We start from the raw sequence: 20,704 nt of genomic DNA on the forward strand, positions 1-20,704 counted from the left end.
ATGCGAAGCATACTGGGGAAAACGCCGCGCCGACTGGAGAAGCTGGACCGTCGACTGGTCCAGTCCCTCTCACGGGTTCCCGGCGGCGGCCACGACGACTTCTTCCGGCGGCTCTCCGCGGCCGCCAATAAGGGCAAGCTCTGGTTCGGGATTGCCGCGGTGATGGCGCTCTTCCCCGGCAAGACCCGGCGTGCTGCCCTGCACGGCGTGCTGGCGCAGGGTGTGGCCTCCGCGGTTACCAACCTTGTCTTCAAGACCCTGCTGCCCCGGGCCCGGCCGCTGCCAGAGCACCTTCCGGTCTTCCGCTTCGTTCATCCGCAACCGAGCAGTTCCTCCATGCCTTCCGGGCACTCCGCGTCGGCCGCCGCGTTCGCCCTCGGCGTGGGGCTGGTCCGGCCGGCGCTCGGCACCGCGCTGGCACCCGTCGCCGCCGGCGTCGCCTACTCCAGGGTGCACACGGGGGCGCACTGGCCCTCGGACGTCTTCTTCGGCTCCGCGATCGGGGCGGGTGCGGCCCTCGTGACGAGGAAGTGGTGGCCGGTCCGTCCCCCGTTCCCCGCGGTTCGGCGCACCCCGGTCGGAGCTGCCGCACTGCCCGACGGCGAGGGGCTGGGCATCGCGGTCAACACGCTCGGCGGCTCATACGCCGATGAGACGGCCGAGGCCCTGCAGAAAGTATTCCCTAAGGCGTATATAAAGGAAATTGCCCCCGAAGAGGATGTGGCGGCCGGAATCGAGGCGGTGGCAACACGTCCCGGCGTCGTTGCCCTCGGAGTCTGGGGCGGAGACGGGACGGTGGGCACCGCCGCGGCGGCCGCCGTCGAACATTCCTTGCCGCTGCTGGTGCTGCCGGGCGGAACGCTCAACCATTTCGCCCGTGACGCGGGCACCGGCACCCTGAAGGCCGCCATCGACGCCGCCGCCAAAGGGGAGGCGGCGCGAGCGGACATCGGGCACGTGTCGGTAGAACGGGGGCTGCCGGACAGTCCGGAGAAGCTGGAGCTGTCGATGCTGAACACTGCCAGCATCGGCCTGTACCCCAACCTGGTGCGCCGGCGCGAGCAGCTCCAGCCCGCGCTGGGAAAGCCGCTGGCCGGCGTCGTCGCCATGTTCCGGACCTTCGCCGCGGGCACCCCGAGCACCCTGGTCGTGGACGGGGTGCGGCACAAGCTCTGGATCCTTTACGTCGGCCGCGGGCGCTACTACCCCCGCGACCATGCCCCGCTGGTCCGGCCGGTGCTGGACGACGGCGTGCTGGACCTGCGCATGATCACGGCGGACGAATCCTTTGCCCGGCTGCGCCTGCTCTGGTCGGTGCTGACCGGAACCGTGGCGACCTCCCGGATCACCCACCTGCGCGAAGCCAGCCGGATCCGGGTGGAACCGGGCGACACGACCATGGTGCTGGCGGTGGACGGCGAAGTCATGCCGGGCGTCCGCGCCGTCGAGTTCTCGGTCAAGCACGGCGGGCTGGTGTACTACTCCCCGCAGCCGGAGGGCTGAGCGGCGGCCATGCCGCCATTGTCCGGATTACCCTGATTCAGCCCTGAATCAACCCTTAAAGCGGCGCATTCGCGCGGCGGCGTCGGTAGCGTGGTGGGTACACAACCACACGCGACGCAAAGGAACGCTTCCATGATCGAAGCACGAGGCCTGACCAAGGTATACGGCGAAAAAACCGCCGTCGCCGGAGTCAATTTCACCGTCGAGGCGGGCCGGGTTACCGGCTTCCTAGGACCCAACGGAGCGGGCAAGTCCACCACGATGCGCATGATCATGGGACTGGACCGGCCGACGTCGGGCTCCGTCACGGTCAACGGGGTGCCGTTCAACCGGCACCACGCGCCGCTGCGGGACGTCGGTGCCCTGCTGGACGCCAAAGCCGTCCACACCGGCCGCTCGGCCTACAACCACCTGCGGGCCATGGCCGCCACGCACAGCATCCCGAAAAAACGCGTGCACGACGTCATTGAAATGACGGGTCTGGCCGAGGTCGCCAGGAAGAAGGTGGGCGGCTTTTCCCTCGGCATGGGCCAGCGCCTCGGCATCGCCGCCGCCCTGCTCGGCGACCCGCAGACGATCATCCTGGACGAGCCGGTCAACGGACTGGACCCGGAAGGCGTCGTCTGGGTCCGCAACCTGGTCAAATACCTCGCCTCCGAGGGCCGCACCGTGTTCCTGTCCAGCCACCTGATGAGCGAAATGGCGGTCACCGCGGACCATTTGATCGTGATCGGACGCGGCCGGATCATCGCCGACGCGCCGATCCAGGAGATCATCACCGGCAAGGGCCAGGGGCGCACCCGCGTCCGCACCGACCAGCCGGACCAGCTGATGCGCCTGCTGGCAGGCACCGGCATCACCGTGCAGGTGCAGGACAACGAACTCCTCGAGGTCACCGGGCTGGAGCCCCGGCAGATCGCCCGCACCGCCCTCGACAACCACGTCATGATCTACGAACTCACCCCGCTCCGGGCCAGCCTCGAGGAGGCCTATATGGAACTGACCAAGGATGAGGTCGAATACCACTCACTGATCACCACGGGCGGCCACGCCCCCGCCCAGACCGGAGGCAACTAAGCCATGAGCTCGACCACCCTTGAACCCAATCCCTCGAGCCGCGGGCCGCGCTCCGGCGCTGCAAACAACCAGGCAGGCGACCGGACCGGCGACAGCCTCAGCACCGGCCCGGGACCCAGCTTCCTGCGCGTCCTGAACTCCGAAGTCATCAAGTTCCGCACGCTGCTGTCCACCCTGATCCTGCTCGGCGCCACCATCGCCGTCATCATCGGGGTGGGAGCCCTTGCCGCCTGGGGCATCGGCCAGGCACTGCAGGCCTCCAACTCCGATCCGCAGCGCTCCGCCGCGCTGGCCGCGCAGGGCGACATCGCCGCGTCGGCGCCCAGCGCCGGCATCTCCTTCGCGCAGCTGATCCTTGGCTCACTGGCCGTCCTGATAATCAGTTCCGAGTTCACCACGGGAATGGCGCGGTCCACGTTCACCGCCGTCCCGACGCGGATTCCGGCCTTGGCGGCCAAGCTCCTTGTTGTTGTGGTCTCCGCGTTCCTGGTCACGGCACTTTCGCTCTACCTCGCCGGCCTGGTGGCGGTGCCGATCCTGGACCAGTACGGCCACACCCTGGACGTCTCCAGCGGGCACTACTTCCGGACGCTGCTGGTCAACAGCGCCTACGTTGCCGCCGTCGCTGCGATCGGGATGGCCCTCGGCGCCCTGATCCGGAACTCCGCCGGCGGCATCATGACGCTCGTGGGAATCTTCTCCGTGCTGCCGATCGCGCTGCAAATTATCCAGGGCGACTTCGTTACGGAACTGCGCAAATTCATCCCGTCGAACACGCTGGCACCGTTGACCGCCGCCGAACACGTCCCGGACACGCTGGAAAGCTGGCAGGCCGCCCTGGTCCTTGGCGCGTGGGTGGTCATTCCGATCGTGCTGGCCGGCATCCTGCTCAAGAAGCGGGACATCTAGTCCGAAGCAGTGGTTTCAGGCACATTTCAGAATTGCCTCCCAGGCAACATCCTTTGCCTGGGAGGCTCTATGGCTGGAGATCCGTCCCATTTTGGGGGGCGTAATCTGTGTGACTGCACAGAACTAAGCCTCTCCGCGGCGGTCTAGGGTGAAACGACATTGTGGTCCGCCGCACATCCTTGCCTGGCATCGCCGGCACTGGGGCGCGGGCCGACACCACCCACGAAGGACGGCGCTTCATGCAGGCTGACCAGCAACTCTCCAAATCCCTGAAACCCCGGCACCTGTCCATGATCGCCATCGCCGGCGTCATCGGTGCCGGCCTCTTCGTCGGCTCCGGCGCCGCCATCCAGCAGGCCGGCCCCGGCATTCTGGTGGCCTACCTGGCGGCAGGGCTCGTGGTCATCCTGGTGATGCGCATGCTCGGCGAAATGGCCGCCGCCAACCCCGAAACCGGATCGTTTTCCACCTACGCGGACAAGGCGCTGGGCCGCTGGGCGGGCTTCAGTATCGGCTGGCTCTATGCCTGGTTCTGGATCATCGTGCTCGGCATCGAAGCCACGGCCGGCGCCGCGATCATGCACCGCTGGGTTCCCGGCATTGACCAGTGGATCTGGGCGCTGGTCCTGATGGTGCTCCTCACACTGACCAACCTGGGTTCGGTTAAGTCGTACGGCGAGTTCGAGTTCTGGTTCGCCTCCATCAAGGTCGCCGCGATTGTGCTGTTCCTGCTCTTCGGCGTCGCCGCTATCCTGGGCCTCGTCCCCGGCGTCCCCGCTCCCGGCCTGGACAACCTGACCGGCAAGGGCGGCTTCATGCCCAACGGTCCCGGCGCGGTGCTGGCCGGCATCCTGGTGGTCGTGTTCTCCTTCTTCGGCGCCGAAATCGCGACCATCGCCGCCGGCGAATCCGAGAACCCGGTCGACGCCGTCAAAAAGGCCGTCAAATCGACCGTCTGGCGCATCCTGGTGTTCTACATCGGCTCCATCGCCATCGTCGTGACCCTGCTGCCCTGGAACTCCGCCTCCGTGGCGAAGAGCCCGTACGTCGCCGTGATCGAACTCTTCGGCATCCCCGGCGCCGGCACCATCATGGACATCGTCGTGCTGACCTCGGTGCTGTCCTGCCTCAACTCCGGCCTCTACACCGCCAGCCGCATGCTCTTCTCGCTCTCCCGCCGCGGCGACGCGCCCCGCACCTGGATGCGCATCTCCAAGCGCGGCGTCCCGGCCGCCGCGGTGCTGGCCTCGACCGTCGTCGGCTTCATCACCGTGGGCCTGAACTACATCGCCCCGGACACCGTCTTCCTGTTCCTGGTCAACACCTCCGGCGCCATCGCGCTGTTCGTCTGGCTCGTCATTTCGGTCTCGCAGCTGATCCTCCGCCGCCGGATGGGCACCGCCGCCCGGGATCTGGAGCTGAAGATGTGGCTGTTCCCGTACCTGACCTGGCTCGCGATCGTCAGCATCGTCGCGCTGCTGGTGGGCATGGTGGTGCTGGACACCACCCGCGAATCGCTGCTGCTTTCGCTGGCCCTGGCCGCCGTCGTCGTGGGAATCGGTCTCTGGCGCTACCGCAGGCACGGCGCCTCCCCGGTGGCAGCACCCCAGCCCGCAGGCCTCCCCGCCGAGGCCGAAACCCGCAGCGAGGATGCCCCCGCCGGCGTCGGCCGGTCCAAGTAAGCCCGCGGCGCTAGACTCGGAGCCATGCCTTCCTCCGCCACTGCTGCAGACCACATCCAGGACCTCGGCGCGTACGTCAGCGCGTCGCCGTCGAGCTTCCACGCCGTCCACGAGGCCGCCCGGCGGCTGGACGAAGCGGGGTTCACCGGCCTCGACGAACTGCAGCAGTGGCAGGGGGCCGGCGACGCCGGGTCGGCGGGGAAGTTCTACGTGATCCGCGACGGCGCCCTCATCGCCTGGGTGGTGCCCGCCGGCGCCGGACCCACCACGGGGTTCAACATCCTCGGCGCGCACACCGATTCGCCGTCCTTCAAACTCAAGCCCAAACCCACCACCGGCAAGTTCGGCTGGCTGCAGGCCGGGGTCGAGGTCTACGGCGGTCCGCTGCTGAACTCCTGGCTGGACCGCGAACTGCAGCTTGCCGGGCGTCTGGTGATGCTGGACGGCACCCAGCACCTCACGGCCACCGGGCCGCTGCTGCGCTTCCCGCAGCTCGCCATCCACCTGGACCGGGCCGTGAACGAGGGCCTGGCCCTGGACAAGCAGCAGCACATGAATCCGGTCTTCGGCCTCGGCGATCCGGCCGGCGAGGACCTGCTAGGCCTACTCGCCGAGCGGGTCTCCGGTGCCACCGTGGATCCCGCGCAGATCGGCGGTTACGACGTCGTCATCGCGGACACGCAGGCCCCGGCGGTGTTCGGCGCCAAGGGTGAATTTTTCGCCTCCGGCCGCCTCGACAACCTCTCCGCCACGCACGCCGGCCTCACCGCGCTGATCGCGCACGCCGCCGGTGAGGTGCCGACGGACGGGCCGATCGCCGTGCTGGCCGCCTTCGACCACGAGGAAATCGGCTCCGCCTCGCGCTCCGGCGCCTGCGGCCCGGTCCTCGAGGACATCCTGGTCCGCATCTCCGACGGGCTGGGCGCGACGGCGAGCCAGCGGCGGCAGGCGTTCGCGGCGTCGTTCTGTGTTTCCGCCGACGCCGGCCACGCCGTGCACCCCAACTATGCCGAACGCCACGACCCGGCCAACCGCCCGGCCCTGAACGGCGGACCGCTGTTGAAGATCAACGCCAACCAGCGCTACGCCACGGACGCCGCCGGGGCAGCGCTGTGGGCCAGGCTGTGCACCGATGCCGGGATCCCGTACCAGGAGTTCGTCTCCAATAACGTGATGCCCTGCGGTTCGACAATCGGCCCGCTGACGGCCACCCGGCTCGGGATCAGGACGGTCGACGTCGGCGTCCCGTTGCTGTCGATGCACTCGGCACGCGAGCTGTGCGGCGTCAAGGACCCGCACCGGCTGGCGACAGTCACGCAACTGTTCTTCCGCATCGCCTCCCAGCCGGCTGCCTAGGACCCGGCGAGGCCAATCACGAGGTTGACGGTGGCGGCAAGGATGACGGTGCCGAACAGGTAGGACAACAGGCTGTGTTTGAGCGCCTCGGCCCGGATTGCATGGTTTTCCAGGGCAGTGTCCGACACCTGGTAGGTCATCCCGAGGCTGGTGGCGAGGTACGCGAAGTCGGTGTACTGCGGCGGCTCGGCCTGGTTGAAGTTGATGCCGCCCACCGCTGCCCCGGCCCGAAGCTCGGTGCTGTAGTAGAGGCCGGCATAGCGGACCGTGAAGAGTGTCTGCACGAGCATCCACGACAGTGCAACGGAGGCCAGCGCCAGCAGGCCGCTGCCAAGCCGCGATCCGCCGTTGTTGCTGTGCGAGTCGAGGACGACGGCGGCCACAGCCGCCAGGCTGGCGACGTTGGCGGCGAGGATCATCAGATCCGTGACGCTCCGGGACGGATCCTCCAAGGTGGCGTGGGCACGTGTATCGGCGGCGTCCAGAGGACCGATCACAATCCAGACCCAGAGCACGTAGGTGAGGGCGGCACTGCTCCAGGCGATCGCCGGGGCTTCCACCCAGTGTCCGGAGAGCCCCGACGCTGTGGCGGCGAGCAGTCCTGCCAGCACCATCACAGCAAACCGCAGCCGGCTGCGGTGGACGGGGGATGCGAGGGAACGGGGCGCGGAACCGGTGCTCATTCCCCGATCATGGCACAAGCGCCCATGCGGTTATCCACAGCGCCGCCGGGGAGCTTCCACCGACGGCGCGACGAGTTAGGGTGGCGGGACAGGAAATCGCGGAAACTGCCCCGGATGCACTAAGCTATTGAAGTCTGTGCTGCGCCCTGCCTCCGTTCCGGGGGCGATGCGCCGCGCAAGCACCGCAAATGAACCTCCTGTTACGGAAATGCCGTAACCGCTTAGCCCAAAGGAGGTGGGTTCACATATGCGTCCTTACGAATTGATGGTAATCATCGACCCCGAGGTCGAAGAGCGTACCGTTGAGCCAACGCTTCAGAAGTTCCTGAACGTCATCACGACCGATGGTGGAACCATCGAAAAGGTTGACATCTGGGGCCGTCGTCGCCTGGCTTACGAAATCCAGAAGAAGTCCGAAGGTATCTACGCCGTGGTGAACTTCACCGCTGAGCCGGCTACCGCCAAGGAACTTGACCGCCAGCTGAGTCTCAATGAGACCATCATGCGCACCAAGATCACCCGCCCCGAAGAGCAGAAGGTTGTTGCTGAGTAATTCAGCTCTACCCTTCAATCTTTAACCCCGCAGGAACGAACAAGGAGGACGTAGATGGCAGGCGAAACCACTATTACGGTCATCGGTAATCTCACCAATGACCCCGAACTGAGGTTCACACCGTCAGGTTCGGCAGTAGCGAACTTCACCATCGCTTCTACGCCCCGCACTTTCGACCGCCAGTCCAATGAGTGGAAGGACGGGGAAACCCTGTTCCTCCGCGCATCGGTATGGCGCGAAGCAGCCGAGAACGTCGCTGAGTCCCTCACCAAGGGCATGCGCGTCATCGTTTCCGGCCGCCTGAAGAGCCGTTCCTACGAAACTAAGGAAGGCGAGAAGCGCACCGTTATCGAGCTTGAGGTCGACGAGATCGGCCCCAGCCTGCGCTACGCCAACGCCAAGGTCAACCGCACCCAGCGCTCCGGCGGACAGGGTGGTCAGGGTGGCTTCGGCGGCGGCAACAGCGGCGGTAACAGCGGCGGTTTCGGTGGCAACTCTGGTGGAAACCAGGGCGGCAACTCCGGCGGAACCTGGGGCGGCAACCAGCCCGCAGCGCAGGACGACCCCTGGGCAACGCCCGGGGTCAGCAATGCAGGCGGCTGGGGCAACGGCCCGGATTCCGAACCTCCCTTCTAAACAACATCTAAGGTCCGACGTCGTGACCCGCGAGGCAGCCGCACGGCAGCCCCGCGATGACCGCCGCGGATCACCACCATCCCGTGGATCAATATCCACGGGCTCCATCGAATAGGAGCTCCACGATGGCTAAGGCTGAACTCCGTAAGCCCAAACCAAAGTCCAACCCCTTGAAGGCCGCTGACATCACTGTCATCGACTACAAGGACGTAGCATTGCTGCGCAAGTTCATCTCCGACCGCGGAAAGATCCGCGCCCGTCGCGTCACCGGCGTCACGGTGCAGGAACAGCGCAAGATCGCACAGGCAATCAAGAACGCCCGCGAAGTTGCTCTGCTGCCTTACTCCGGCGCTGGCCGCGGCTAAGGAAGGGATTAACTAACATGGCAAAGCTCATTCTGACCCACGAAGTAACCGGTCTCGGTGCTGCTGGCGACGTTGTCGAGGTCAAGGACGGTTACGCACGTAACTTCCTGCTGCCCCGCAACTTCGCCCTGACCTGGTCCAAGGGCGGCGAGAAGCAGGTTGAGTCCATCAAGGCTGCCCGCGCCGCTCGCGAGCACGCTTCCCTGGAAGACGCTCAGAAGCAGGCCGCAGCACTGCAGGCCAAGCCGGTCAAGCTCGTTGTCAAGGCTGGCGAGACCGGACGCCTGTTCGGCACCGTCAAGCAGGGCGACGTGGCGGACGCTGTTGAGGCCGCCGGCCTCGGCCGCATCGACAAGCGCAAGGTTGAACTGCCGGCTCACATCAAGTCGACCGGTTCCTACCAGGCCAACGTCCGTCTGCACGACGACGTTTCCGCTGTGATCGAACTCGACGTAGTTGCAGGCAAGTAGTCTTTTCGACTAACTGAACTGCCGGGAGGCCCCCGCGTCCGGATTCCTTTGGGAAGCCGGACGCGGGGGCCTTCTGCGTTGCCAGCCCGGCGGGGTGCCGGTGATAGCCTTCGGCAGTGACTCCGACTACCGCACCCCGTCTCCGCCCCTTCACCCAGGTGGACGTCTTCAGCGCCGAACCTTACCGCGGGAATCCGCTGGCCGTCGTCCTCGACGCCGGGGACCTCGACGCCGACGCCATGCAGAGGTTTGCCAACTGGACCAACCTCTCCGAGACCACGTTCCTGCTGCCGCCCACGCACCCCGACGCCGACTACCGGGTGCGGATCTTCACCGGCAGCGAAGAGTTTCCCTTCGCCGGCCATCCCACCCTCGGCTCGGCCCATGCCTGGCTCGAGGCGGGCGGCGTCCCGCTGCACGACGGAATCCTGGTCCAGGAATGCGCGGCCGGGCTGGTCCGGGTCAAGCGCGACGGCGGCCGCCTGGCCTTTGCCGCCCCGCCGCTGACCCGCTCCGGACCGGTGGCCGAGACGGACCTCGCCCGCATCGCGGCCGGCTTGCAGATGCCCCGGGAGGCGCTCCTGGACTCGTCCTGGCTCGTCAACGGCCCGGAATGGATCGGAGTGCTGCTGGACTCCGCGGAGCAGGTGTTGGCCATCCGGCCCGACTTCGCCGCAATGGCCGGACTCAAGGTAGGCGTGATCGGCCCCCATCCCGCCGGATCCGAGGTCGGCTTCGAGGTACGCACCTTCATCCCCGGAGACGCGGCCGCGGAAGACCCGGTCACGGGCAGCTTCAACGCCGGTGCGGCCCAGTGGCTGATCGGAGCCGGCCGGGCGCCGGAGTCCTACCTTGCGGCCCAAGGGACCGTGCTGGGCCGCGCCGGCCGGGTCTACATCGAGACGACGGGGGACGACGTCTGGGTCGGCGGGAACTCGATGAGCTGCATCGAGGGATTTGTCCTGCTCTAAGTGGCGCGGGGAGCCGTCGTTGCTCTGTCAGATATGGCTGCTATTCGGCGGTCAAAAGGACCCGAAGTGATAGAGCAGCGGGGGAGGGAATAAAGGGGGCCGGCCGACCCTTCTACAGGTAGATGCAAATGCATATAGTTACCGAAACCGTGGACCAGCTACAGGAGCACACCGTGGAAAGCCGCCGCATTACCGTTATCTCCGCCGGACTCGGCGTCCCGTCGTCGAGCCGCCTGCTCGCAGACCAACTGGCGGCCTCCGCTGAACGCCAGCTCGCCGCGGCCGGCTACTCCGTGAGCGTCGACGTCGTGGAACTGCGCGACCTGGCCGTTGAGATCGCCAACAACTTCGTGACCGGCTACGCCGCGCCGCGCCTGGCGGAGGTGATCGCCGGGGTGGAGGCCTCGGACGGCATCATCGCGGTCAGCCCGGTCTTCAGTGCGTCGTACAGCGGGCTGTTCAAGTCGTTCATCGATGTGCTGGATCCCAAGGCGCTGGACGGCAAGGCCGTCCTGCTGGGCGCCACGGGCGGCACCGACCGGCACCAGATGGTGCTGGACTACGCCATGCGTCCGCTCTTCAGCTACCTCCGCACCCGGATCGCGGCCACCGGCGTCTTCGCAGGCCCGCAGGACTGGGGAACAAGCGGCGACGGCGGCTCACCGCTTTCCGCGAGGATTGAGCGGGCGGCAGGGGAGTTCACCGGCCTGCTCGAAGGAGCGCAGCCGCGGCCGCAGCAGGCGCCGCTGGAGTCGCTGCCGTTCGAGCAGCTGCTCGCCGGGATCTCCGGCCGCAACTGAACTTATTCGGCGCGCCGTTCGTTGTTCGGGACATGAAATGTCCTGTGGATTCCGTAGACCTGGTAATGAGCGAACGAAGCGGCGTGGAGATCGACTACTGCCCGCAGTGCCGCGGAGTGTGGCTGGACCGCGGCGAGCTCGACAAGATCATCGACCGTGCGGCGGAGGGCTTCGGCGCCTCCGCCCCGTCTCCTCCAGCCGCACCGCCGGCGGCGGCACCGACTCCCCCGGGACACATCCCGCCGCCGCTCTACGCCCCGGAACCGCGCCGGGACGACCGCCGACCGGATGACCGGCGCTTTGACGACCGCCGCCATGACGAACGCCGGGACCGGCCCCGCTACGAGCAGCCGCGCTACGACGACCGACGCCGGCCCAAGAAGAAGGAGGGCTGGCTGGGGGAGCTGTTCGACTTCTAGCGTCCGCCGCCGCCCCTCACTCCTCAAGCAGTGCGATGAACTCCTGGGCCTGCTTGAGGGAGATGTCCGAGTGCCGGGTCAGCGCGGCCGCTGCTGCCTCGGTGTCGCCGCTCTTGGCCAGGGTGCGGATCCGGCCGTAAATCTCGTCGTTGAGCATATTGCTACTGACCTCGCGGGTGACGTCGCCCTTACTGGCGATCGCCCGGTAACGGTAGGGAAAGCGCTGCGGTGCGTCCTCGTCGTCGTCGTGGGCGGGCTGCTCGGGCGCCTGCCGGGGACGGTAGGGCTGGGGGTGGGCCGCCAGGGCGCCCACCGCGTCCCGGGAAGCCCGGAGGCCCTCGCCGGTGGCTTCCAAGTACAGCTTGATGGCCGCCATCGCCTGACCCTGGGCAATCAGGGCGTATAGGCGCCGGTGCTGCTCCTGATCCAGCCGCGCGGCGGCAGTGCGGGCGAGCTCCGCTGAGTTGCGGACGGGCTGCGGCGACGCGTCCTGCGGAGTTTGCGGCCGACGGCGCCCGATCGCACGTGCGGCAACTGCGACGCCGAGGCCCACGAGAACGAGGATCAGGATGGGGACTAGCAGGGCTTCCATGGACTACAGCCGATCTACGTAATTCTTGGCGGTCAAAAGATCTGAGTGGGTGGCCTGCCTCAGCAGCTTGATGGCTTGGACCTTGTGGCCGGACCGGGCCAGGGCCTGGAGCTGCAGCGTGAACTGGGGATTCAGCTGGCCGCCGGGCAGGACCGCGCCGGGGTAGCCCGGCTGCGTCCTGTCGCTAAAGGGGCCCCGGCCGCCTTGCAGGGCCGCGCGGGCGTGCTCAGCCTGCTGCGACTGCTGCTGTTCGTTCTGGCTGGGGCGGGTCGCGGCATCCACCCGGGCGCGGGCCGCTGTGGCAGCCTTCACCTGGGCCTCGTAGTGGGCGCGGGAGCGCATGGCCAATTCCAGCTGGTAGCGCTCCGCGTCGGAGATACCGAAATTACGCGGCTTCAATGCCGCGGCGACTGCCCACAGCACGCCCGCGAGGATGAGGGCAGGCAGTATGACTATCAAGACATCGCCCATGGCCACAGCTTATGCCAGATGGCAGTTATCCACAGCATATTCGAGGTGTCGCATACAGGCCGTGCCCACGAGCGTCAATTTGCCGGCGTCCGGGTGACAAGCATCACAGAATTCGCATATTTGACCACTCCTGTGGCCCATGCGGCCAGCCGCTATCCCCAGCCGCCAGCCGCAAGCTGTGGATGAAGCTTGGCGAAAATAGTTTTTCATCCACAAGTAGAAACGGGTGTTTCCGCAGGTCAGGTAGCTATTACGGGTGAAAGAATTCTTCTATCCACAGGGGTTCCCACAGGCTGTGCACAAGCACGGGCCAGTAGTCCACAAGTTATCCACAGGAACGCCGGCTGGGCGGGTTGGTGCGGGCCCGATCGGGGGATAACGTAGCGGGAGACCAGGTTGTCGGCACCGAAATCCGGCCCCGGCCGCAGGCCACCGCCGCAAGCCGCATTCCGGCGGCGCAGCGGTAACCCCTGCGGCCGGAACCGCGGCGGTCCGGCGTGGTGGACGAGGCGGGTTTTGGATGAGGCGGTTATGCATAAGGCGGTCAGCGGCCCCGCAAGCTACCGCCGGTGCCGCTCAGCAGGACTGCCGCAGCCCGGGTGCCAGACAAAGTGTCGGAGCCTGCTGCTAGTAATGAACCGGTGGAGGCCTGCCGGATCAACGCCACGGCACCACAACATGGCATCACAACACGGCACCACAACACGCACTACAACAGATGGCCTAAGCGCCGCCGGCGAATAGCATTCCGCCGGCACACAATGAAGGACGGCAGTTTTGTCAGTTACGCATCTGGACTCGGTCGAGGGCACTCGGGGAGCCGAAGGCAGCCGCAAGCCGCCGCAGGACATCCCCGCGGAGCAGTCCGTGCTGGGCGGCATGATGCTGTCCAAGGATGCCATTGCGGACGTCGTGGAGATCCTCCGCGGCCAGGACTTTTACCGCCCGGCGCACGAAACCATCTACGAAGCGATCATCGACCTGTACGGCCGCGGTGAACCCGCCGATGCCGTCACCGTCTCGGACGAGCTGACCAAGCGCGGCGAAATCAACCGGATCGGCGGCCCGGCCTACCTGCACGAGCTAATCCAGACCGTACCCACCGCCGCGAACGCCGGCTACTACGCCGAAATCGTGGCCGAACGGGCCGTCCTGCGCCGCCTGGTCAACGCCGGCACCAAGATCGTTCAGCTCGGCTACGGGCAGGACGGCGAGGTGGAGGACCTGGTCAACCAGGCCCAGGCCGAGGTCTACGCCGTGGCCGAACGACGTACCGCCGAGGACTACGTCGTCCTCAAGGACGTGATGGAATCCACCGTGGATGAAATCGAAGCGTCCGGGCACCGTGGCGAAGGCATGGTTGGTGTCCCCACCGGTTTCTACGAACTCGACGAGTTGACCCACGGCCTGCACCCCGGCCAGATGATCGTCATCGCCGCGCGCCCCGCCGTGGGTAAATCCACCTTCGCACTGGACTTCGCCCGTTCCGCGGCGATCAAGAACAACCTCGCCACCGTCATGTTCTCCCTGGAAATGGGGCGGAACGAGATCGCGATGCGCCTGCTGTCCGCGGAGGCCACGATCGGGCTGCAGGATCTGCGCAAGGGCACCATCAAGGACGAGCAGTGGTCCAAGATCGCCACCACCATGGGCCGGATGAACGACGCTCCGCTGTTCATCGACGACAGCCCCAACATGTCCCTGATGGAAATCCGCGCCAAGTGCCGCCGGCTGAAGCAGCAACACGACCTCAAGCTGGTCATCCTCGACTACCTGCAGCTCATGAGCTCGGGCAAGAAGGTCGAATCGCGCCAGCAGGAAGTCTCGGAGTTCTCCCGCGCCCTGAAGCTGCTGGCCAAGGAACTCCAGGTCCCGGTGATCGCGCTCTCGCAGCTGAACCGTGGCTCCGAGCAGCGCCAGGACAAGCGCCCCATGGTCTCCGACCTCCGAGAGTCCGGTTCCATCGAGCAGGACGCCGACATGGTCATCCTGCTGCACCGCGAAGACGTCTACGACAAGGAGTCTCCGCGCGCCGGCGAAGCCGACATCCTCATCGCCAAGCACCGTAACGGTCCCACCAAGGACATCGTGGTCGCATTCCAGGGCCACTACTCCCGCTTCGCCAACATGGCGGGCGACGCAGGCGGCGGGGGCTTCTAGGGCAGCGCCTTCGGGAGCAGGTGGTTGGGCAGTCGGTTTCCGGGTGCCCGGCCCCGGATCTCGAGCAGCGCCCGGGCATGGGCGTGCAGGCGCTTGTCCTCCTCGGACACCGGAACCCACTGCGGGATCGGGACCGAGGTTCCGCTCTCGTCGCGGGCCACCATGACGGTCAGGCAGTACGTGGTGAGGTTCAGTTCGTGCCCTTTGGGATCCCCGGAGCGGACATGGACGGCTATGTGCATGCCCTTTGTTCCCGTGTAGACCAGCCGGGCCTCCACCTCCACCAGGTGACCGATCAGCAGCGGCCGGTAGAACCGCACGCCGCCGGAGAAGACCGCCACTGTGTCCTTCCCGCAGTAGCGTGAGGCACAAACGTAGGCCGCCTCATCGATCCACTTCATGACGATTCCGCCGTGGACCTTGCCGCCCCAATTCACATCCGTGGGGGCGGCCATGAACCGCAGCGTGACGCGTTCGGCGGTTCCGGCGTCGGTGTACTCCTGGCCGCTCATGGCTTCGACGATATCCTCGCGGACCTTGATCCGGGCCAGCGCATGCTCGCGCTGCTCAATTTCCGCCGGCGTCGTCGGTTCGAACTGCGGCACCGGAATCGGCTTGCCGTCCTCGCCCACCGCTACGAAGATCACCATGCACTGGCTGCGCATCGTGGCCGGCCCGCCCTTGGGATCGCCGGAGGAGACCACGGTGCGGATGTGCATCGAGGACCGGCCGGTGTAGACGATGGTTGCGGTAACTTCGACCATGTCGCCGCTGTTGACCGGATCCGCGAAGTGGATATTTCCCACATAGGCGGTCACGCAGTAGGACTTCGCCCAGCCGACGGCGGCGGCATAGGCAGCCTTGTCCACCCACTCCAGGACCGTGCCCGCGTCCACCGAGCCGCTGTGGCCCACGTCCGTGGGGGCGGCCAAGAAGCGCAGGGTGACGGCGTTGGCGGAAATCTCGCTCATGGAAGCGAGTGTACTGACGGTCCGCCGAACCGTCGCCGGCGCCCGACACAAACCCGGCTCCGGCCGCCACAGACGCCGCCACGGGCGCCGCCACAGACGCCGCTGTGAGTACGGCGCCGGCGGCCGGGGACGACGGCGGGCGGCCACCAAGAAGTGACCGCCCGCCGTCGAACGCTGTTACTGCAGCCGCGCCTAGGCCAGGGCGCTGAGCCTGGAGCCGGTGCGGCCGAAGACGGCTCCATCCACGGAGACCCTGCCAGCACCGACGAGCGCCACGGCCAGGGCCGCGGCGGCCAGGATCAGCACCAGCTCATAGCCACCCGCAGCGACAAATATTCCCGCCGAGGCATGAACCAGGAAGAGGGCGCCCAGCATATCGACTGCCAGCAGCAGGGCGAACACGCGGGTGAGCACGCCGAGGATCAACGCAATGCCGCCGGCCAGCTCCAGCGTGGCGACGGCCGGTGCGACAAGGTTGGCGGCCGGGACGCCCATCTGGGCAAAGGCGGCCTGGGTTCCCGGGATGGTGAACTCGCTGAATTTCTGCCAGCCGTGGGCGGCAAAGAGGAATCCGGTGACGACGCGCAGGATGGTGCGGGCAGTGGTGGTGAGCGTGGGCTGGTTCATGGAAATACCGTTCTAACGTCTGGCAGGGGGCTGCCGGAGATGGCAGCCCGCACAGGTTTAGTTGAAGATTCAACTTCAAGTGTTCCGGTGCATAGTTGAAATGTCAACTAATGCGAAGCCGTGCGGCGCCGCTAGGGTGGTTCCGTGCCCGCCTCCGCCCCGACTCCCGCAACACTTCCGCCGCCGGCAACCCGGCGTCGGGAAATCCTCCGCCTGGCCGTGCCGGCTTTCGGGGCGCTGATCGCCGAGCCGCTCTTCCTGCTCGCGGACTCCGCGATCGTGGGGCACCTGGGCGTGGCCCAGCTTGCCGGCGTGGGACTGGCCTCGGCGGTGCTGCATACCGCGGTGGGGCTGATGGTGTTCCTCGCCTATTCCACAACCCCCGCCGTCGCGCGCGCGATCGGCAACGGCCAGCTGCCCAGGGCACTCGCGGCCGGGCGTGATGGAGTCTGGCTCGCGCTGCTGCTGGGCGTCGGACTCGCCGCGGCCGGGTTCTTCGCCGCCGAACCTCTCCTGGACCTGATGGGCGCCCGCGGCGAGGTGCGATCCTTTGCCGTGGATTACCTGCGCTGGTCCATGCCGGGCCTGGTGGCCATGCTGCTCATCTTCGCGGGTACCGGAGTGCTGCGGGGCCTGCAGGACACCCGGACTCCGCTGGTCGTGGCGGCCGCCGGCTTCACCGTAAACATCGTGCTGAACCTCTTCCTGGTCTATGGGCTGCAGCTCTCCGTCACCGGGTCGGCCCTGGGCACCAGCATTGCCCAGTGGGCCATGGCCCTGGTCTACGTCGTGATGGTGCAGCGCAATGCCCGCAACCACGGGGTGACCCTGATCCCCGACTGGCGCGGCATCCGGTCCCTGGCCAGGGTGGGGTCATGGCTGATGCTGCGGACGCTCAGCCTGCGCATCGCGATCCTCGCCACGGTGGTGGTCGCCACGGCCCAGGGGCCGGTGAACCTCGCCGCCCACCAGCTCGCGATGACCGTCTTCACCTTCCTGGCCTTTGCCCTAGACGCCCTCGCGATCGCCGCCCAGGCCCTGATCGGCAAGGAACTCGGCGCCTCCCGCCCGGCGGCGGTGCGCGAGCTCACTGGAACCATGGTCCGCTGGGGGCTCGGCTTCGGGGTGCTGACCGGACTCCTGCTGGCCGCCGCGGCGCCGTGGGCGGGGCAGCTGTTCACCCCCGACGCCGGGGTCCGGTCGGCCCTCACGCTCGCCCTTTGGGTGCTGGCCGCCGGGCAGCCGATCGCGGGCTATGTTTTTGTCCTTGACGGTGTGCTGATCGGCGCCGGGGACGCGCGGTACCTGGCGATTGCCGGCGTCGTGAATCTTGCCGTCTACCTGCCGCTGCTGCTGGCGGTCCGGCTGTCCGGGACCGCCGGCGGTGCGGCGCTGCTCTGGCTCTGGGCGGCCTTCTCGCTGGGCTACATGCTGGCCCGCGCTGTCACCCTCGGGCTGCGGGCGCGCACGGACCGGTGGATGCTGCTCGGCGCCCACGGAGGCACCCACTAAACTGGGCAGGTGACTTTCCCCGCAGACCCCCAAGCCTCGACTGCCCTGCCCGCCGCCCCGGACGTGTGGAAGCCCGTGCTGCTCCGGGCCGCCATCGCGCTGGCGTTCGGCGCCGTGACGGTTTTCTGGGCAGCGCCCCCTGTTGCCGGCATGGGCTGGGCCGGGGGCCTTTATCTGCTCGCCACCGGGCTGGTGCTGCTCTGGAGCGTCAAGAAAACCGGTTTGCAGCACGGAGGCCGGACTGCCAAGGTCCTGGCCGCCGCGGGGGCCGTCCTGACCGGAACCGGCGCAGCCGTGGCACTGCTCCCCGGCAACCTGGTGTTCGGCATCATCGGCGCCCTCGGCCTGGGTCTCGCTGGCGCCGCGGAGCTCTACCTGGGCATGGCCGAGCGCCGCCGCTCCGTCCTGGCACGGGACTGGACCGCCTCCGGAGTGATCGGGTTGGGCGCCGCCGTGGCGCTGCCGTTCTTCATTGACCTCGGCCCGCACGCGCTGCTCGGCGTGGCCGGCGGAGGCGCGATCATCAGCGGGGTGCTGTGGACCCTGGCCGGGCTGACCCTGCGCCATGATGCGCGGGACGTATCCGCCGAGGCCGTAAACTAGTAGGAACAGGTTCTACCTTGCGTAGAACAACCGCAGTATCACGACTGCCACGCCAAGCCGGCGTTGGCGGCAGGAGGAAAGCACCTTGGCAGAACAGAATTCAGGAGAACGCCGCAGCCTGCGGACTTCGGTCAAGGGTCCTCTTATGTTCTCCGCGTTCTGGGCAGTGCTTGCCTTCTTCGCCGTCCTGATCTTCGCCTCCGGGGGCAGCGCCAAGGCCCCCCGCTTCGATTTGGCTTTTACCGGCGCCGGCATCGCCTTCATCGTGACCCTCGTGATTGCGGCCATGCTCTCGATGAGCTACAAGGACAACGCCGAGCACCTCGGCAAGGGCTCCGGCGTCAACCTGAGCTCCAGGAAGCCGGCCTCGTCCTTCGGCGGACACGCCGCCGAGCCGTCCCCCGACGCCGACGAGCGCGGCGACATCCGCTAGGACGCCGCTTTCCGCGCCCGGTAGGCCGCGACGTGTGCGCGGTTGGCGCAGTTTCCGGTATCGCAGTAGCGCTTGGAACGGTTCCGGCTGAGGTCCAGCACGACGGCGTCGCAGTCGTCCGCGGCGCAGACCAGCATCCGGTCCATTTCCTTGCTGCGGATCACATCCACCAGCGCCATCGCGGCCTCGGTGCTCATCCTGTCGGCCAGCGGCGCCTCGGGTGTGGTCGCGTGCAGATGCCAGTCCCAGCCGTCGTGCTTCATCAGCTGCGGCAAGGCGTGGGCCTCGCGCAGCAGGCGGTTGACGGTGTCCACGGCGGTGCCCTCATCCGCCAGCCACAGCTCGGCGAGTTCGCCGCGCAGCCGGTGCACGCTGGCCAGCTCGGCGGCATCCTGGGTCCGGGAACCGCTGAAGCCCTCGGCGGTGAGGAAGCGGTCCAGGTCCGCGACGGTGGCCAGTCTTTCCTCCCCGTTCGCCGCCGTGTTGATCAGGCCGACCACCGAGCGCAGCGCAACCTCTGTGTCAGGTGCAAAAACCATCTTGACTCCTTACGTCGCCCGGGCGTACTGTCATGACCATAACCCAACTTTACTCCTGACAGGAGGCAGCCCGTGTCTGCCGCACGCCGCCCCGCCGGGGCTCCGGCCAAGAACCGCCCACAGCTCCGCCCCGCCGATAAGCCGACGCCGGACGCTCCGGGCTTCCTGGCCTCGGGCTTGGGAGTGGCCCTGTTTTCCTCGGCGGTGTTCGGTCTTTCCGGCTCCTTCGCCAAGGCGCTGTTGGAGACCGGCTGGACGCCGGGCGCCGCGGTCACCGCCCGGCTCACCGGAGCCGCGCTGGTCCTGGCCGTCCCGGCCGTTCTCGCCCTGCGCGGCCGCTGGCACCAGCTCCGCGACAACTGGCTCACCGTGCTGTTGTTTGGCCTGATCGGTGTCGCCGCCTGCCAGCTGTTCTACTTCAACGCCGTCGCCCGGCTTTCGGTGGGCGTCGCACTCCTGCTCGAGTACCTCGCCCCGGTGATCATTGTGCTGTGGCTCTGGGCGGCGAGCCGGAAACGGCCGCGGCCCCTCACTGTGGCAGGAACGTTGCTTTCCCTCGCCGGCCTGGTCCTGGTCCTCGATCTCACCGGGGCGGTGAAGATCGACGTGGTCGGGGTGCTGTGGGGCATCGCGGCCGCCGTCTGCCTGGCTATCTACTTCTTCATCACGGCCAAAGAGAATGACACGCTGCCGCCGATCGTTCTGGCCTCCGGCGGCCTGATGGTGGGTGCGCTGGTCATGTGGCTGGCGGCGGCCACGGGGCTGCTGCCGATGGTGGCCAGCACGGCCGACACCAGGCTCGGAGCCTGGGTCACGCCCTGGTGGGTGCCGCTGCTCGGGCTGGTCATTCTTGCCACCGTGCTCGCCTACGTCTCCGGCGTCGTGGCCGCGCGGGCGCTCGGTTCGAAGGTGGCATCCTTCGTCTCGCTCACCGAGGTGCTGTTTGCCGTCATCTGGGCCTGGCTGCTCCTGGGCGAACTCCCGGGCCCCGTCCAGCTCCTGGGCGGCCTGCTGATTGTCGGCGGCGTGGTGCTGGTCCGGCTGGACGAACTGCGCGTCCCCGCCCGGCTGCCCGCCGAACTCGACCACGCCAACGACGTCGAGCCGGTTCCCTGAGGGACGGGTCCGGCTGCCAAGCGAACCGCTTTAAACGAACAGCCCGGACGCGGTTGCGTCCGGGCTGATCTGGAGAAGGTTCCGGCTAGCGCGAGGAGGCGCTTTCTTGCTCGGTGGCGTTGCGGTTGGCCTGCTGGCTGGCCTGCTGCAGCGCCTGGGACACCCGGGTGAGGGCCGCAACGTGCTCGCCGTTCCACTCGTTGCGGAACTTCTCCGCGTCCGGTCCCAGCCACTGGGTACCGGCCAGGACCTTGGT

General features: G+C 67.4%; 23 protein-coding genes. 17 read left to right on the plus strand and 6 right to left on the minus strand.

The genetic code is table 11. From position 1 onward, the window contains the following. From AC1DBL_RS14680 to AC1DBL_RS14700, 5 genes are all read left to right on the plus strand, one after another. A complete protein-coding gene (locus tag AC1DBL_RS14680; protein ID WP_476893486.1) occupies positions 1-1,503 on the plus strand; it encodes a bifunctional phosphatase PAP2/diacylglycerol kinase family protein in 1,503 nt (500 codons plus the stop codon). Positions 1,504-1,635: 132 nt separating this feature from the next. Next, positions 1,636-2,580 carry an ABC transporter ATP-binding protein gene (locus AC1DBL_RS14685; RefSeq protein WP_476926378.1) on the plus strand — a complete coding sequence of 315 codons (945 nt, stop codon included), beginning with the start codon at positions 1,636-1,638 and terminating at the stop codon, positions 2,578-2,580. 3 nt (positions 2,581-2,583) lie between these two features. Next, entirely contained in the window at positions 2,584-3,489 is a 906-nt protein-coding gene (locus tag AC1DBL_RS14690) for an ABC transporter permease (protein ID WP_476926379.1), read from the plus strand. A gap of 239 nt (positions 3,490-3,728) precedes the next feature. Next, positions 3,729-5,171: an amino acid permease gene (locus AC1DBL_RS14695; protein ID WP_476926380.1), complete on the plus strand. Its 1,443-nt coding sequence runs from the start codon at positions 3,729-3,731 to the stop codon at positions 5,169-5,171. A gap of 24 nt (positions 5,172-5,195) precedes the next feature. Then, positions 5,196-6,527: a M18 family aminopeptidase gene (locus AC1DBL_RS14700; protein WP_476926381.1), complete on the plus strand. Its 1,332-nt coding sequence runs from the start codon at positions 5,196-5,198 to the stop codon at positions 6,525-6,527. Here AC1DBL_RS14700 and AC1DBL_RS14705 read toward each other — a convergent pair. Continuing rightward, complete coding sequence (locus AC1DBL_RS14705) at positions 6,524-7,210, minus strand: DUF1345 domain-containing protein (RefSeq protein WP_441419162.1); 687 nt, start codon at positions 7,208-7,210, stop codon at positions 6,524-6,526. The genes AC1DBL_RS14700 and AC1DBL_RS14705 overlap by 4 nt on opposite strands. Positions 7,211-7,457: 247 nt before the next feature. On the opposite strand from AC1DBL_RS14705, the gene rpsF reads away from it, so the two are divergent. From rpsF to AC1DBL_RS14740, 7 genes are all read left to right on the plus strand, one after another. Further along, the gene (gene rpsF, locus AC1DBL_RS14710) at positions 7,458-7,763 is read left to right on the plus strand and encodes a 30S ribosomal protein S6 (RefSeq protein ID WP_056428835.1); all 306 of its coding nucleotides are present in this window, start codon (positions 7,458-7,460) and stop codon (positions 7,761-7,763) included. A gap of 54 nt (positions 7,764-7,817) precedes the next feature. Continuing rightward, a complete protein-coding gene (locus AC1DBL_RS14715; RefSeq protein ID WP_441419163.1) occupies positions 7,818-8,399 on the plus strand; it encodes a single-stranded DNA-binding protein in 582 nt (193 codons plus the stop codon). A gap of 125 nt (positions 8,400-8,524) precedes the next feature. After that, positions 8,525-8,764, plus strand: a complete 240-nt coding sequence (gene rpsR, locus AC1DBL_RS14720; RefSeq protein ID WP_003800144.1) for a 30S ribosomal protein S18 — start codon at positions 8,525-8,527, stop codon at positions 8,762-8,764. Positions 8,765-8,781: 17 nt separating this feature from the next. Next, positions 8,782-9,234, plus strand: a complete 453-nt coding sequence (gene rplI / locus AC1DBL_RS14725) for a 50S ribosomal protein L9 (protein WP_441419164.1) — start codon at positions 8,782-8,784, stop codon at positions 9,232-9,234. A gap of 116 nt (positions 9,235-9,350) precedes the next feature. After that, positions 9,351-10,205, plus strand: a complete 855-nt coding sequence (locus AC1DBL_RS14730) for a PhzF family phenazine biosynthesis protein (protein WP_476893491.1) — start codon at positions 9,351-9,353, stop codon at positions 10,203-10,205. A gap of 173 nt (positions 10,206-10,378) precedes the next feature. Further along, positions 10,379-11,005 (plus strand): FMN reductase, encoded by a 627-nt coding sequence (locus tag AC1DBL_RS14735; RefSeq protein WP_476893503.1) that lies wholly within the window; start codon positions 10,379-10,381, stop codon positions 11,003-11,005. Between the two features lie 32 nt (positions 11,006-11,037). Beyond that, complete coding sequence (locus AC1DBL_RS14740; RefSeq protein ID WP_441419166.1) at positions 11,038-11,424, plus strand: TFIIB-type zinc ribbon-containing protein; 387 nt, start codon at positions 11,038-11,040, stop codon at positions 11,422-11,424. A gap of 16 nt (positions 11,425-11,440) precedes the next feature. Here the strand turns inward: AC1DBL_RS14740 and AC1DBL_RS14745 are convergent, their stop codons facing one another. Beyond that, positions 11,441-12,016: a hypothetical protein gene (locus tag AC1DBL_RS14745; protein WP_441419167.1), complete on the minus strand. Its 576-nt coding sequence runs from the start codon at positions 12,014-12,016 to the stop codon at positions 11,441-11,443. Positions 12,017-12,019: 3 nt separating this feature from the next. Then, on the minus strand, positions 12,020-12,487 hold the full coding sequence (locus AC1DBL_RS14750; RefSeq protein ID WP_441419168.1) for a hypothetical protein: 468 nt from the start codon (positions 12,485-12,487) through the stop codon (positions 12,020-12,022). A gap of 777 nt (positions 12,488-13,264) precedes the next feature. Between AC1DBL_RS14750 and dnaB the strand changes: the two genes are divergently transcribed. Then, positions 13,265-14,647, plus strand: a complete 1,383-nt coding sequence (dnaB, locus tag AC1DBL_RS14755) for a replicative DNA helicase (RefSeq protein WP_175323067.1) — start codon at positions 13,265-13,267, stop codon at positions 14,645-14,647. Here the strand turns inward: dnaB and AC1DBL_RS14760 are convergent. Beyond that, the gene (locus AC1DBL_RS14760) at positions 14,644-15,618 is read right to left on the minus strand and encodes an acyl-CoA thioesterase (RefSeq protein WP_476909564.1); all 975 of its coding nucleotides are present in this window, start codon (positions 15,616-15,618) and stop codon (positions 14,644-14,646) included. The two genes, dnaB and AC1DBL_RS14760, sit on opposite strands and share 4 nt — an antisense overlap. A gap of 192 nt (positions 15,619-15,810) precedes the next feature. Further along, a complete protein-coding gene (locus tag AC1DBL_RS14765; RefSeq protein WP_476909563.1) occupies positions 15,811-16,245 on the minus strand; it encodes a DoxX family protein in 435 nt (144 codons plus the stop codon). A gap of 144 nt (positions 16,246-16,389) precedes the next feature. Here AC1DBL_RS14765 and AC1DBL_RS14770 point away from each other — a divergent pair, with 144 nt between their 5' ends. The 3 genes from AC1DBL_RS14770 (at position 16,390) to AC1DBL_RS14780 (ending at position 18,793) form a co-directional block, all read left to right on the plus strand. Then, positions 16,390-17,757 (plus strand): MATE family efflux transporter, encoded by a 1,368-nt coding sequence (locus AC1DBL_RS14770; protein WP_441419171.1) that lies wholly within the window; start codon positions 16,390-16,392, stop codon positions 17,755-17,757. Between the two features lie 9 nt (positions 17,758-17,766). Beyond that, positions 17,767-18,360, plus strand: coding sequence for a hypothetical protein (locus AC1DBL_RS14775; protein WP_441419172.1), 594 nt, complete (start codon positions 17,767-17,769; stop codon positions 18,358-18,360). An 85-nt stretch (positions 18,361-18,445) separates the two neighbouring features. After that, positions 18,446-18,793, plus strand: a complete 348-nt coding sequence (locus AC1DBL_RS14780) for a hypothetical protein (RefSeq protein WP_476893496.1) — start codon at positions 18,446-18,448, stop codon at positions 18,791-18,793. Here the strand turns inward: AC1DBL_RS14780 and AC1DBL_RS14785 are convergent. After that, the gene (locus tag AC1DBL_RS14785; RefSeq protein WP_476909562.1) at positions 18,790-19,332 is read right to left on the minus strand and encodes a CGNR zinc finger domain-containing protein; all 543 of its coding nucleotides are present in this window, start codon (positions 19,330-19,332) and stop codon (positions 18,790-18,792) included. The genes AC1DBL_RS14780 and AC1DBL_RS14785 overlap by 4 nt on opposite strands. Positions 19,333-19,497: 165 nt before the next feature. Here AC1DBL_RS14785 and AC1DBL_RS14790 point away from each other — a divergent pair, with 165 nt between their 5' ends. After that, on the plus strand, positions 19,498-20,448 hold the full coding sequence (locus AC1DBL_RS14790) for an EamA family transporter (protein WP_476917323.1): 951 nt from the start codon (positions 19,498-19,500) through the stop codon (positions 20,446-20,448). Positions 20,449-20,704: the final 256 nt, after the last annotated feature.

The sequence above is a fragment of the Arthrobacter sp. 10T44 genome (genome assembly GCF_056393885.1).